The sequence below is a fragment of the Nodosilinea sp. LEGE 06152 genome (assembly GCF_015207525.1).
GTDB lineage: Bacteria > Cyanobacteriota > Cyanobacteriia > Phormidesmidales > Phormidesmidaceae > Nodosilinea.
Map to the genome: position 1 here is coordinate 264603 of NZ_JADEWR010000011.1, position 14848 is coordinate 279450.

A 14848-nucleotide genomic window follows, 5' to 3' on the forward strand; every position below is an offset into this window, starting at 1 on the left:
GCCCCCCGGAATTGCCTAGGCACGATCCTTAGGGGCAGACAGGGGATGGGGGTTAGTCTTCCACTTCTTCTAGCTCTTCATCCCGAGCAATAGACTCATAGGTGGGTCGAGAGGGGGTGCGGCGGCTGTTGACATCAGCCATCAGGTCTACTTCGGTATCACGACTGGTGCCGTCCTCACGGGTTTCCACCTTGTGCACCGCAATGTCTAAACAGAGGGACTGCAGCTCTCGCATCAGCACCTTAAAGGACTCAGGGGTGCCAGGACGAGGAATCGACTTGCCCTTGACGATCGCATTGAGCGCCTCATTGCGCCCCTGCATGTCGTCAGACTTGACCGTCAGCAGTTCCTGAAGGGTGTAGGCCGCCCCAAAGGCTTCTAGGGCCCACACTTCCATCTCGCCAAATCGCTGGCCGCCCTGCTGAGCCTTGCCGCCCAGGGGCTGCTGGGTCACCAGAGAGTAGGGGCCGGTAGAACGGGCGTGGATCTTGTCGTCAACCAGGTGCACCAGCTTCAGCATGTAGGCCCGACCCACGGTAATGGCCTTGTCAAAGGCTTCGCCGGTACGACCGTCCCGCAGCACAATTTTGCCGGGGTCATCGGGGTTGAAGATCCAGTCTTTGCCGCTGGTTTCTCGGGCCTCCATCAGCTTGCCGTGGGTAGAGTTGCGAGAGGCCTCCTCCCCGTACATTTCATCGAAGGGAATCACCTTAAAGCGGCAATCCAGGTTGTCGGCGGCCCAGCCGAGCAGGCACTCAAACACTTGTCCCACATTCATACGGGAAGGCACCCCCAGCGGGTTGAGGGCAATGTCAATGGGAGTACCGTCGGGCAGGTAGGGCATGTCTTCGATGGGCAAAATGCGGGAAATAATGCCCTTGTTGCCGTGGCGACCGGCCATTTTGTCGCCCACCTGAATCTTGCGCTTTTGAGCCACATAGACCCGCACCACCATGTTGGCACCCGGGGGCAGCTCATCGCCCTGTTCCCGGGTAAACACCCGCACGTCGACCACCCGGCCTTTCTCACCGTTGGGTACCCGCAGGGAGTTGTCGCGCACGTCTCGGGCTTTTTCACCAAAGATGGCCCGCAGCAGCTTTTCTTCCGGCGGCTGATCCGACTCACCCTTGGGCGTGACCTTGCCGACTAGAATGTCTCCCGACTCAACCCAAGCCCCAATGCGGATAATGCCGGTTTCGTCAAGCTGGCGCAGGGCATCTTCCCCAACATTGGGGATTTCCCGAGTAATTTCCTCAGGGCCGAGCTTGGTCTGGCGTGCCTCAATCTCAAACTTCTCCACGTGAATGGAGGTGTAGACGTCGTCATACACCAGACGCTCGCTGAGCAGGATGGCGTCCTCGTAGTTGTAGCCTTCCCAGGGCATATAGGCGACCAGCACGTTCTGCCCCAGCGCCAGCTCGCCACCTTCGGTGGCCGAACCATCGGCCAGCACCTGACCAGACTGCACCTGCTCCCCAGGAAACACAATGGGGCGCTGGTTCAAACAGGTATCTTGGTTAGAGCGCTGGTACTTTTGCAGCTCGTACTCGTGAACGTTGCCCTCAGGGTCGCGCACCTTGATCATGTCGGCGTCGAGGTACACAATCTCGCCGTCGGTGCGGCTGATGATCACCATACCGGAGTCGCGGGCCGCCTGGGCCTCAAGGCCTGTACCTACCAGAGGGCGCTCGGGCTGCAGCAGAGGCACTGCCTGACGCTGCATGTTTGAACCCATCAGGGCGCGGTTGGCGTCGTCGTGCTCCAAAAAGGGAATCAGCGAGGTAGCCACCGAGATAATCTGCACAGGCGATACGGCCACGTAGTCCACCTCGGTAGAGTCAGTGGTGGTAAAGTCCTGGCGGTAGCGCACCGGAATGGTGTCGCCAATGATGTAGCCATTTTCGTCGGTGGCGATGTCCCCCGGGGCGACCCGCAGGTCGTCTTCTTCGTCAGCGGTCATGTAGATGGGTTCGACATCTTTAAAGACGCGACCATTCTCAGCCTTGAAAAAAGGCGTCTCAATAAAGCCAAACTCGTTGACTCGGGCGTGGGTAGCCAGAGAGCCGATCAGACCAGCGTTAGGGCCTTCTGGGGTTTCAATCGGGCAGATGCGCCCGTAGTGGGACGGGTGAATGTCGCGCACGGCAAAGCCCGCCCGCTCACGGGTCAGACCGCCGGGGCCGAGGGCGCTGATGCGGCGCTTGTGGGTCAACTCAGCCAGGGGGTTGGTCTGGTCCATAAACTGAGACAGCTGGCTGGAGCCGAAGAACTCCTTGATAGCCGCCACCAGCGGCTTGGGGTTCACCAGCGAGGCCGGGGTCAGCGAGTCGGAGTCGGAGACGGTCATGCGCTCGCGAATAATCCGCTCCAGGCGGTTGAGGCCCACCCGGACCTGGTTTTGCAGCAGCTCGCCGACGGAGCGCACCCGGCGGTTGCCCAAGTGGTCGATGTCGTCAATGGAGCCGATGTCGAACTCCAGGTTAATCAGGTAGTCGATCGCCGACAGAATATCGGTAGGGGTCAGCACCCGGGTGGCGTCGGGCACGTTGAGGCGCAGCTTGCGGTTGAGCTTGTAGCGGCCCACCCGACCCAAGTCGTAGCGCTTGGGGTCGGAGAAGCGGGAGTGCAGCAGTTGCTCACCACCGGCCACCGTGGGGGGTTCACCGGGGCGCAGCTTGCGGTACAGCTCCAGCAGGGCCTCTTCTTCGCTGAACTGCCCTTCTTTCTCGATGGTTTTTTGGAAGTAGTCGGGGTGGCGCAGGGAGTCGAAGATCTCGTTGTCGGTGAGGCCCAAGGCCTTCAGCAGCACCTGGGCCGACAGCTTGCGGGTTTTGTCGATGCGTACCCAGACCAGGTCGTTTTTGTCGGTCTCAAACTTGAGCCATGCCCCTCGGTTGGGGATCAGGTTGGCGTTGTAGGTGCGGCGGCCGTTTTTGTCGGTCTCAGCCTTGTAGTAAACCCCAGGGCTGCGCACGATCTGGTTGACGATCACCCGCTCGGCCCCGTTAATGATGAAGGTGCCGCGATCGGTCATCAGGGGCAGGTCGCCAATAAAGACTTCCTGCTCCTTGATTTCGCCGGTTTCCTTATTGATTAGCCGGGTAGGCACGTACATCTGCACGGCGTAGGTAGCATCCCGCCGTTTGGCTTCGTCAACGTCGTACTTGGGGCTTTTGAGCTTGTACTGCTTACCCAAAAAGTGCAGTTCGAGCTTGCCGGTGTAGTCAGTAATGGGAGAGAAGCTCTCTAGCTCTTCAATCAACCCTTCCTCCAGGAACCAGCGAAAGCTAGACCGCTGAATTTCTACCAGGTCGGGCAGAACAAAGTTGGGGGGAGCTTGGTAAACGGTGGTTTCAGTCATGGGTCTCCTAGTGCAGGTCAGCCAGGTGCAGATGGGTCAGGACGTAACGACGCATCTCGAACGGAGCGAGTGGGCAAATCGGGGCAGTAAAGTAGGATAGCCGTGTAAAGCTGGTCCGGCGTAAGGGGGAGAAACTGTTTAACAGCGATCGCCCCAGCGCCTTAAACCAACTGCCTAGCAGCCCGCCGGGGTAGTTACATAAGGTGAGTTGGAGTCAGCGGCAAGCAATTGGGATAGCTCGGGTAATTTAAACAAGGTCACAGCGTTACGGGTGGTAGTCTGAGCCAAGGCTTCAAATTCAACCTGGCGCAGCTCAGCCAGGCAAGCCGCCACATGATACACAAAGGCAGGCTGGTTGCGGCGTTCTTTACGCCGAGGTTCAGGGGTAAGAAAGGGACAGTCAGTTTCAACTAGCAATCGGTGGGCGGGCACCATCTGAGCCGAGGCCTTGACCTGGTGAGCGTTTTTGAAGGTAACGATGCCGCTAAAGCTGATATAGAACCCCAGATCTAGAAACTGCTGAGTCTCTGCTGGAGTACCCGCCCAGCAGTGCATGACGCCACCAACAGAGCCAACATGACGCTGAAACTCATCAATCAACTCAGCTGTTGCCTGGGCAGCATCTCGACAGTGGACGATAACCGGCAGATTTAAATTGTGAGCGATGGTCAGCTGCTGCCAAAAGGCCTCGCGCTGAACAGCTTCGTCATCTGCTTTAAAGAAATCGAGTCCGGTTTCACCAATGGCAACCACCCGATCGTCAGCAGCGGCCAGCTCAGCAATCTGGGTAGCCGTGGCGCTAGTCCATTTGTCCATGTCGAGGGGGTGTAGCCCTACCGACAGGTACAGCTCTGGAATGCGATCGGCGATCACCTGCATAGCCGCAAACTCTCCAGGCTCGACGCAGGAATGCACCAAAGCCAAAACCCCGGCCTGTCTCCAGGCCTGGGTTAGTTCGTCGAGATCCCCAGCAAACGTATCAAAGTTGAGGTGTACGTGGGTATCAACCAAAGGCATAAGCAAGTGCAGCGACGAGAAACGGCAGGCGGCCCAGCGTGTTTGGAACCCAGGGGAACCTAGGACGCAGCCCCTGCCGTCTCTTGAGCTTTGAGCACCCGAGCCAAACGAGACTTTTTACGGGCACCGGTATTGGGATGAAGCACACCGCGCTTTACAGCCTTATCAATTTTGCTATAGGCAGCAGCCATGGTAGCTTCAACCTGCTTTTGGGTATCGGCGCTAGGGGCAGCCCGATAGGCGTCAACAGCAGAGAGATAGTTTTTGGTCAGCGTTTTAACCGCCGATTTGTAGGATCGGTTGTGCAGCCGATTGCGCTCGGTAATTTCAATTCGTTTTAGTGCAGACTTGATGTTTGCCACAGTTCGCCCTAGCTTAACAAGATTAATTGACTGGATAAAGCATGTTAGCACCAATTGGTGCCAGTTGGTGTAATTGGAATGCTTTGGTTAGCTACCAAATTAGTCTGTAGATCGACTAGGATGTTATGAACGCTGGTGTTGACTGCCTTCCGGGACGTTTTACCGCCCTCAAGCAGCCAACCTAGCCAAACGCACCTTGCTGGCTTATCTGGATTCCTGGCTGTAATGCTGCGCATCACCCATCAGCTACCCGAGGCAAAAACAGAGCTGCAACGCATCTGTGCCCGCACCCACGACGACCAAGTCGTTCATAAGGAAGCCACAGTTCGAGAAATCTTGCACGCTGTTCGTCGCCAGGGAGACCAGGCCCTCATTCAGTATACTGCGGACTTTGACGGAGTTACCCTGGTCGCCGATGGGCTGCGCTTTTCGGGGGCCGAACTGGATGCGGCCTATCAGCAGGTGAGTAAGGGGCTGCTGGATGCCATTCGGCTGGCCTGCAAGAACGTAGAGACCTTTCACCGCCAGCGGGTACCCCAGAGTTGGGTAAGGTTTGAAGACAATGGCGTGGTCTTGGGCAAGCGCTACACCCCCGTCGATCGAGCCGGCATTTATGTGCCTGGAGGGCGGGCGTCTTACCCCAGCACCGTGATTATGAACGCGATTCCGGCTCGGGTGGCCGGGGTAAAGCAGGTGGTCATGGTCACTCCCCCCGGTCAGACGGGTACGGTGAACCCGGCGGTGCTGGTGGCCGCCCAGGAGGCGGGCATCACTGAGATTTATCGGGTTGGCGGTGCCCAGGCGATCGCAGCGCTGGCCTACGGCACTGAGACTGTCCCGGCGGTAGATATTATTACGGGTCCCGGCAATATCTACGTCACACTGGCAAAAAAACTGGTGTTTGGCACGGTGGGCATTGACTCGCTGGCAGGGCCGTCTGAGGTGCTGGTGATTGCCGACCATACGGCCAACCCCGCCCATGTGGCCGCCGACCTGCTGGCCCAGGCGGAGCACGACCCCATTGCTGCCGCCATTTTGATTACGACTAGTGAAGTACTGGCCGAGCGCGTGGCCGCTGAGGTTGACCGCCAGCTGGCGGGGCACCCGCGCCAAACCCTGACCGAAAAGGCGATCGCAAACTACGGTCTAGCCGTTGTCGTCGACAGCCTGGAGATGGCTGCTGAGCTGTCCAATGGGTTTGCCCCTGAGCACCTGCAGCTGGAAGTAGCCGAGCCCTGGGATCTGCTAGAGCACATTCGCCATGCCGGAGCGATCTTTTTAGGCCATTCCACCCCTGAGGCGGTGGGCGACTACTTGGCTGGCCCCAACCACACCCTGCCCACGTCGGGCGCGGCCCGCTATGCCTCTCCGCTTTCAACCGAAACCTTCATGAAGCATTCCAGCCTGATGCAGTACTCGCCTGAGGCCCTGCGGGGGGTAGCGGAGGCGATCGCGGTGCTGACGGAGACCGAGGGTTTGCCCTCCCACGGCGACTCGGTGCAGCGGCGGGTGCAGCCCGAAGCGGGCAGTGAGAGCTCTCCCAGCGCTTAGGCCAGGCTTTCCCAAATTGCTCTCCCCTGGACTGCTTCACAGCCAACAATTAGGAACGGCACGGATCACCTAGCCCCTGTGGCACAATTAACGGGTTAACGCTCCTGGGGTCTGGGTTAAGCTGCTATGACGAAGTTTGTGTTTGTAACCGGCGGCGTAGTGTCGAGCATCGGCAAGGGCATTGTCGCGGCCAGTTTGGGTCGATTGCTAAAATCGCGCGACTACTCTGTTTCTATTCTTAAACTTGACCCCTACATCAACGTCGACCCCGGCACCATGAGCCCCTTTCAGCACGGAGAGGTGTTTGTGACCGAAGATGGGGCTGAAACCGATCTTGACCTGGGCCACTACGAGCGGTTCACCGACACGGCCATGTCGCGGCTGAACAGCGTTACTACAGGCTCAATTTACCAGGCGGTGATCAACCGCGAGCGCCGGGGTGACTACCAGGGGGGCACGGTGCAGGTGATTCCCCACATTACCAACGAGATTAAGGAGCGCATTCACCGGGTTGCCCGCAACACCAACCCCGACGTGGTGATTACTGAGATTGGTGGCACCGTTGGCGACATTGAGTCGCTGCCTTTTCTGGAGGCGATTCGTCAGTTTCGAAAGGATGTGGGCCGCCAGGATGTGCTCTACATGCACGTCACCCTGGTGCCCTACATTGCCTCGGCGGGAGAGCTCAAAACTAAGCCCACTCAGCACTCGGTCAAAGAGCTGCGATCGATCGGCATTCAGCCCGACATTTTGGTGTGCCGCTGCGAGTGTCCGCTGCCCCAGCCGATGAAGGAAAAGATTGCCGAATTTTGCGACGTGCCCGCCGAGGCCGTGGTCACCTGCCAGGATGCCAGCAGCATCTATGAGGTGCCCCTCAAGCTGGAGCACGAAGGGCTGGCCCACCAGGCGTTGAAAAGCTTGGCGCTCGATCAGCGCCAGCCCCACCTGGGTCAGTGGGAAACCATTGTAGAGGGGCTTTACAGCTCTAGTCACCCGGTTGACATTGCCATTGTGGGCAAGTACGTCAGCCTCAACGATGCCTACCTGTCGGTGGTGGAGGCGCTGCGCCATGCGGCGATCGCCCATCGAGCCGCCCTGAACGTGCGCTGGATTAACTCTGAAGACATTGAAGTCAACGGCCCGGAGGCTCACCTGAGCGGCGTCAACGGCATTTTGGTGCCGGGTGGGTTTGGTTCGCGCGGCATCGGCGGTAAGGTGCAGGCGATCGAGTATGCCCGCACCCGAGGCATTCCCTTTTTGGGGCTGTGCCTGGGCATGCAGTGCTCGGTCGTCGAGTGGGCTCGCCACGTGGCCCAGCTCGACGGAGCCGACAGTTCAGAATTTACCCCCGAAACCCCCAACCCAGTTATCAGCCTGCTGCCTGAGCAACAGGATGTAGTCGATTTGGGCGGCACTATGCGGCTGGGGCTTTACCCCTGTCGGCTGGCTCCCGATACCCTGGCCAGTCGCCTCTACGGGGCGGAAGTTGTCTACGAACGCCACCGTCACCGCTACGAGTTCAACAACGCCTACCGCAACCTGTTTGTGGAGTCGGGCTATACCGTCAGTGGCACCTCTCCCGACGGTCGCCTGGTAGAAATTATTGAGCTACCTGGCCATCCCTTCTTTATTGCCAGCCAGTTTCACCCGGAGTTTCAGTCGCGGCCTAGCGCGCCCCACCCGCTGTTTTTAGGGCTGGTGAATGCGGCCCTGAGCGCCACCAAACCCCTGACGCCAGTGGCGGTAGAAGTCGGGGCCACTGCCGATGCTTAAGGGCGATGCTTAGGGGTTAGCCGCAGCACAGGGCTGGGCCAGTGGGGTACTCCAGGGCGGTCAGCTGGGTAGGTTTGGGGGTGACCTGCTCCTGGGGAGTCAGCCAGTAGGTGGTCATGCTGTCGCCATTTTTAAGACAAACCGGACCGCGAGGCTTGAGGGTAAAGTGGTCTTTGAGGTGAGCGTAGGCCAGCTCTGACACCTGAATTTTGCCAGCCTCGCCGGTCGTTTCCATAAAGCTGGCGATGTTGACAGTGTCGCCCCAGAGATCGTAGATAAATTTGCGAATGCCGATTACTCCAGCGACAACGCTGCCTGAGTTAATGCCGATGCGCAGCCGGAAGGGATGACCGTCGGGCCGCTGAAAGTCGCTGATGGTGGCCTGCATGTCTAAGGCCATTTGAGCGATCGCCTGGGCGTGGTCGGGGCGGGGGCAGGGCACGCCGGCGGCTACCATATAGGCGTCCCCGATGGTCTTGATTTTTTCTAGCTTGTAGATGGCGGCCAGCTCGTCGAAGCGAGAAAACATTCGATTGAGTAGATGCACCAGGTCGCAGGGGGCCAGCTGGGCCGCCACGGGGCTAAAGCCCACGATATCGGCAAACAAAATAGTGACGGCGTCAAACTGGTCGGCGATCGCCTGCTCCCGCTCTTTGAGGCGCTGGGCAATTTGGAAGGGCAGCACGTTAGTCAATAGCTCCTCAGAACGCTGGCGCTGGCGGCGAAGTTCGGCTTCAACCTGCTGACGTTCTTTAATTTCGGCCTGGAGCTGTTGGTTTTGGGCCTTTAGCTGCTGCTGCTGTCGCCGCAGGGCCAGCTGATGCTTAACCCGCAGCAGTACCTCGTAGGCCATGAAGGGCTTGACGATATAATCGGCTGCCCCAAGGCCAAACGCCTGCTCTTTTTCGGTTTCGGCGTCGCGGGCGGTCAGAAAAATAATCGGGATGCTCTGGGTGCTCTCGCTCACCTTAAGCTGACGGCAAACCTCAAAACCATCCATCGTAGGCATGGTGATATCGAGCAAGATCAGGTCTGGGGGAGCCAGCGCAATGGCGTTTAGGGCCAGGGCACCGCTAATGGCCTTACGGCAGCGGTAGCCCTCGGATTCCAGAATGGTAGACAGTACCCGCAGGTTGTCAGGTATATCGTCTACCAGGAGAATGTCTGCATCCTTAATATCTGCATCCTGATGGTGAGGGGGAACAGCGGTAGTCATAGGTTCGATCGGCTACAGGGAAAGCGTTGAGGAGGGAACAGCGGTGAGGTCGATGATGACATCGAGACGAAAATCGTTGACTAGACGATTTAACCGCTGCGCTAGGGGGTCTTGTTCGGGGGGAAGCTGGGCGATGAGCTGACGGACGCGGCGGTCGTCAGCGGCTTGAGCAGCCTGGTGAACCTGGCTGAGCCAGTCGGGGGTAAGCAAACTTAAGTCAGCCTCGGTGAGGGGGCGATGATCTTTAATCGAGCTTTGTCCGCTGTAATCGGGCTGGGCTGCTGTAGTCTCCTGGAGCCGGTGTTTGACCATCGAGCTATCTTCATCGAGCTGAGACCCACTGGTGTACTGATAGGCGAGGTTTAGGCTCCGGCCAATGTGCTCGAGCAGCACCCGACGCTGAAGGGGTTTTGGCAGCACGGCATCACAGCCCGCCGTAAGGCAGTCTGAGCGCTGCTCCTCAAAGACACTGGCGGTCACCGCAATAATCGTGGTGGTAGCACCCCCAGGCAGCTGGCGAACCCGACGCGCCACGGCATAGCCGTCGAGCACGGGCATGCGCATGTCAAGGCAGATCAGGTGAGGTTGCCACGCCTGCCACAGGGCAATAGCCTCTTCACCCTGGCTGGCTTCGCGCACCTCAAACCCAGCTCCCTCTAGCCAGTGGCGAATCAGCAGTCGACTCTCGGCCACATCGTCAGCGACTAGAATTCGGGGGGCGGGCTGGTGTGAGGCCAGGTGCACAATGTCGTAGTCAGGCTGCTCTAAGCCAGCGGCAACAACCCCCGAGGGCTGGTCTTTGACAATCGCGGCCATACCCACGGGCAAACTGACCGTGAAGGTCGAGCCCACCCCTGACTGGCTCGTCACGGTGATGTCGCCCCCCATCAGTTGAGCAAAGTTGTAGCTGAGCGACAGCCCCAACCCGGTGCCTTCAGCGGAACGCCGCCCCGACTGAGTTTGGTGAAAGGGCTGAAACAGGTGGGCAATTTCTTCTGAGTCAATGCCTACGCCAGTGTCTTGCACCTCGATGTTGAGCCGGTAGGGCTGAGCCGGATCGCTCAGGTTTGGATGCAGGCGCGATCGCACCACAACGCTGCCCTGGTGCGTAAATTTGATCGCGTTGCCAATCAGGTTAATTAAAATCTGCCGCAGTTTACTCTCGTCGGCCCATAGCTGGTGGGGCAACGGCGGCGGCACCACCGCTAGCTGAATTCCCTTGGCTTCAGCCTTGAGCTGCAGCAGGTCATCCACGGCCTGCAAGAGTTGGTGCAGGTCAAAGACCCCGTTGTTAAGGGTAATTTTGTTGGCCTCTATTTTGGCCAACGACAGCACGTTGTTGACCAACCCCAGCAGGTGGTTACCGCTGCGGTTGACAATGGCAATCAGGTCGCGGTGGGCCGCATCTAGACTGTCGTCGTCGTGCAAAATTTGGGTAAAGCCCAGAATGGCGTTGAGAGGAGTTCGCAGTTCGTGGCTCATGCTGGCCAAAAAGTCGCTCTTGGCCTGGCTTGCGGCATCGGCAGCGCGTTTAGCCACCGCTAGCGCCTGGGCCTGCTGCTGGGTCTGCCGCAGCAGGTCGGCCTGTTGTACGGCCGTACCCAGGTGAGTACCGACCTGAAGCACCATTTTGACTTCGTTGCGAGCCCAGGTGCGCGGATAGTGGTGGGCGTAGATGCCCAGCAGCCCCCAGAGCTGGCTGCCAGCAAAAATAGGCACAATGACGTAGGCACGCACCTGCCATCGCTCTAGAAACTCCAGGTAACAGGTATCAAACCCTTCGGTGTAGATATCGTTGACGCGGTGATAGGTGCGGTCTTGGCGGTAGGTTTCTGCCTGGGTTTCTTGCAGGTAAGTATCTTCGAGCAGCAGATAGCCATCGTCAAAACCGCCGCTTTGCAGTTGGCGAGCACCGCAGTCGTCCTGGTCAATGAGGCGATCGCTGACTGTTGCCGTCGCCAGCGTAGAAGGGGCCGTGGAGTCAGTGAGCGCTTCGGCTACTACAGTACCGCTCCAGTCAGGGTTGAAGCGGTAGATCCAGACGCGATCGCAGCTGAGAGCCTGCTGCAGTTCTTCAGTGGTGGCGGCAAAAATAGCCTCCAGATCCAGGGTTTGGCGCATGCGCTGCACAATTTGCATCACCGCTTTTTCACGGTTGGCCACGGCTCGTACCGCCACCTCGGCCTGCTTTTGCATCGTAATGTCGCTGCAGGTGCACACCACCCGTTCTACCTGCCCCGCCTCGTTCAGCTGGGGGTCAACATTTACCAGCAGCCAGCGCGGCGGGTCGGCCTCGGTAGCACTGACCCCCATGACCACATCCCCTAAAGGCGCTTTTTGGGCGATCGCCCGCTGCACCGGCAGATCTGCTAGTGCAAAAGGCGTGCCGTTCTCATTCTGAATGTAGCCAGCCTGACCAAACACCAGGGGGTGGCCCTCTCCTTCGGGCAGGTGCAGCAGCAGCTGAGCCGCTTGATTGCGAATTAAAATTTCGGCTTTGGCGTTGAGCAGCAGCGCCCCAACTCCCATCTCGCGAATTAGGGAACGAAAGCGCTGTTCGCTATTGGTCAGGGCCACCTCCTGCAAACGCTGCTGAGTGAGGCGTCGGTTAATGCGCAGGGCGATTAGGGTCAGCAGCAAAATTACGGCGGCTCCGAGCCCCACGGCTAAAGCTAGCCACTGAGCCTTGAAATTGGGTAGCGCTGCTACACTCGCAGTCAAATGATTGGTTAGATCAGCGGCTATATCATTGGGCTGAAACGCTGTGGCAGCCATAGCGGTATAGTGCAGGCCGCCAATGGCGATGCCTAAAGTTGGTACCGCTAACTTAGCAAACCAGGGCTGCCCCTGCCCAGGGCGCTGCGGCGGCCAGATGTTGAGCACTAGTGCTGCCGTCGAGGCGACTACGGCTATGACCACCGAGAGGGCAACTAGAGGCCAGTAGTAGCTCAGGTGAGCCGGTATTTCCATCGCCGCCATACCGGTGTAGTGCATCCAGGCGATCGCCAACCCCATAACCCAACCGCCAGCTACCACCCCAGGCCAGCCCAAGCTGGGCCGACTGACAATCGCCAGCGCCACGCTAGCCGCCAGCACCGCACTCACCAGCGATAGACCCGTCATTAGAATGTCGTAGCTCACCGGCACGGGCAGTTCCAGCGCCAGCATACCGATAAAGTGAGTGGCCCAAATGCCCATGCCCATGGCTAGCCCACCACCCAGCAGCCAGGGCCACTGGTAGCGCTCTATGCTCAAAATCTGCCGCCCCAAACTCAGGGTGGTAAAAGACGCCAACACTGCAACACCCAAGGACAGGCCAATTAAGCCAGCATTGTAGTGACCGACTACCGCGTAGGGCATTGTGATAGTTTCAACCAAAAACTTAAAAACTGGTTTGAGACGCAACCCTAGCTTTCCCGATAACGTGCCTCTCGCACCAGCAGTTAGTATCAGAGCGCACAATCTTTTTGAAGCTGCATTACTTCCATAAAAGTAGCTTTCAAAGTATTAGCCTAGCCAGATTAAAAGCCCCTAATTCAGAGGGGCTTCAACATCCTTTAGGGAGAGAATTACTCGCTAACTATTAATTCAACGTTCCGTTTAGATATCGGGATATCTCTTCAAGATAGATGCCCTGCTTGCGTCCTATTTTGCACCCATCTTGAGGAAAGCAAGTTTGAAACAGAATGTCTCCTGTCTTTAGGAGGATGTCAGCTAAACATGGCAGCTGTACGCAGCACTTTTACATGCGTTCTAGCACCTGAATGCCCAGCAGCGACAGGCCCAGCTTCAGCGTTTTAGCGGTGAGATCACAGAGCAACAGGCGGGACGTGCGCTGAGGGTCTGCCGCCTGTAACACCGGGCAGCGATCGTAGAACTGGTTGAACTTTTGGCTCAGCTCAAAGAGGTACTGGCAGAGACGGTTGGGGTAGAGTTCGCGGGCGACTTCCTCCACCACCTGATCGAGCTGGAGCAGGTGCCGGGCTAGAGCAAACTCGGTGTCATCTTCGAGGTGAATGCGGGCCTCGGCGGGCAGGTGGTCAAAGTCAATGTCGCCCTTGCGGCTGATGCCCTGCACCCGCACGTAGGCGTAGAGCATGTAGGGGGCAGTATTGCCCGCTAGGGCCAGCATTTTGTCGAAGCTAAAGATATAGTTGCTGGTGCGGTTTTGGCTCAGGTCGGCGTATTTTACCGCACCCAGGCCAACAGCTTCGGCGACGTTTTGAATGAAGGCCTCAGTTTCTTGCCGTTCCTCAGCCTGAATGCGATTTTCCAGGTCAGTGCGGGCGCGGCTGACTGCTTCGTCGAGCAAGTCCTTCAGGCGCACAGTGTCGCCAGAGCGGGTTTTGAACTTCTTGCCGTCTTCGCCCTGCACTACCCCAAAGGGCACGTGGGTAAGCTCGATATTGTCGGGAATCCAGCCGGCCTTGGCGGCCACCTGAAACACCTGGGCAAAGTGGTTGCCCTGCCCCGCGTCAACTACGTAGAGCACGCGATCGGCCCCGTCCTGCTGGGTGCGGTAGCGGATGGCGGCCAGGTCAGTGGTGGCGTAGTTGTAGCCGCCGTCGGTTTTTTGAATGATCAGCGGCAGCGGGTCACCGTCTTTGTTGGTAAAGCCGTCGACAAAGACGACCTTGGCCCCCTGGTCTTCAATCAGGAGCCCCTGGGTGTCTAAATCCTTGACGACATCGGCCAGCAGGGGGTTGTAGAAAGATTCACCACGTTCTTGAATCTTGATGTCGAGGCGATCGTAGAGTTTTTGAAATTCCCTGCGGGACTGTTCGCAAAGCGCTTTCCAAGCTTTGGTAGCCGTATCTTCGCCCGACTGCAAAGCGACAACGGCTTCACGAGAGCGGACTTTGAAACTGTCGTCTTCATCAAAGCGTTTTTTGGCCTGCTTGTAAAAGGCGACCAGATCGCCGATATCTACCGATGAAACCGCTTCTAGCGCCTCGGGACAGGCTTCTTTTAGATGAGTGATCAGCATGCCAAACTGGGTGCCCCAGTCGCCGACGTGATTGATGCGCAGTACGTCGTGGCCCATGAACTCCTGCACTCGAGCGATGGAGTCGCCGATGATGGTTGATCGCAGGTGGCCAACGTGCATTTCTTTAGCAATGTTGGGGCTAGAGAAATCGACAATCACCTTTTGGGGCTGCTCGGCAGGAGCCACCCCCAGGCGCGGATCGGCCTGCATAGCCTTGAGCTGATCTTCTAAGTACTGGGTTTTGAAGCGCAGGTTGATGAAGCCAGGGCCGGCAATTTCGGGTGGCTCGCAGAGGTTGCTAAGGTCGAGCTTTTCGACAATTTGGGTGGCAATGTCGCGGGGTTTCTGCTTGAGTGGCTTGGCTAGCGACATGGCCAAGTTGGCCTGGTAGTCGCCAAACTTGGGGTTAGTGGTGGGCACCAGCATAGGGTCGGTACCGGCTAGCTCTGGGCCAAAGGCAGCGACCAAAGCTTGCTCAAACCGAGTAGTGAGTTGTGCAAGTGTAGACTTCATGTATGTTTTCCCTAACCCCTGCCTGAGAAATCTGTTTACTGCTGCCGTAGGGTGGGCACGGCTCACCA

The 14848-nt window shown here is 58.2% G+C and carries 8 protein-coding genes; 2 read left to right on the forward strand and 6 right to left on the reverse strand.

The genetic code is table 11. The features are described 5' to 3' along the window. Positions 1–52: 52 nt before the first annotated feature. From rpoB to rpsT, 3 genes are all read right to left on the reverse strand, one after another. Positions 53–3361, reverse strand: coding sequence for a DNA-directed RNA polymerase subunit beta (gene rpoB / locus IQ265_RS16630; protein ID WP_194055601.1), 3309 nt, complete (start codon positions 3359–3361; stop codon positions 53–55). Positions 3362–3535: 174 nt separating this feature from the next. Then, positions 3536–4378, reverse strand: coding sequence for a TatD family hydrolase (locus tag IQ265_RS16635; RefSeq protein WP_194055603.1), 843 nt, complete (start codon positions 4376–4378; stop codon positions 3536–3538). A gap of 59 nt (positions 4379–4437) precedes the next feature. Next, on the reverse strand, positions 4438–4740 hold the full coding sequence (gene rpsT, locus IQ265_RS16640) for a 30S ribosomal protein S20 (protein WP_194055605.1): 303 nt from the start codon (positions 4738–4740) through the stop codon (positions 4438–4440). A 225-nt stretch (positions 4741–4965) separates the two neighbouring features. On the opposite strand from rpsT, the gene hisD reads away from it, so the two are divergent. Beyond that, entirely contained in the window at positions 4966–6291 is a 1326-nt protein-coding gene (hisD, locus tag IQ265_RS16645; protein WP_194055607.1) for a histidinol dehydrogenase, read from the forward strand. Between the two features lie 126 nt (positions 6292–6417). Continuing rightward, a complete protein-coding gene (locus tag IQ265_RS16650) occupies positions 6418–8064 on the forward strand; it encodes a CTP synthase (protein ID WP_194055609.1) in 1647 nt (548 codons plus the stop codon). A 16-nt stretch (positions 8065–8080) separates the two neighbouring features. Here IQ265_RS16650 and IQ265_RS16655 read toward each other — a convergent pair whose 3' ends face one another. The 3 genes from IQ265_RS16655 to argS all read right to left on the reverse strand — a co-directional run bounded on the left by IQ265_RS16655 (position 8081) and on the right by argS (position 14780). Beyond that, positions 8081–9280: an adenylate/guanylate cyclase domain-containing protein gene (locus IQ265_RS16655; RefSeq protein WP_194055611.1), complete on the reverse strand. Its 1200-nt coding sequence runs from the start codon at positions 9278–9280 to the stop codon at positions 8081–8083. A 12-nt stretch (positions 9281–9292) separates the two neighbouring features. Then, on the reverse strand, positions 9293–12640 hold the full coding sequence (locus IQ265_RS16660) for an MHYT domain-containing protein (RefSeq protein ID WP_194055614.1): 3348 nt from the start codon (positions 12638–12640) through the stop codon (positions 9293–9295). A gap of 382 nt (positions 12641–13022) precedes the next feature. Then, positions 13023–14780, reverse strand: a complete 1758-nt coding sequence (argS, locus tag IQ265_RS16665) for an arginine--tRNA ligase (protein ID WP_194055616.1) — start codon at positions 14778–14780, stop codon at positions 13023–13025. Between the last annotated feature and the right edge of the window lie 68 nt (positions 14781–14848).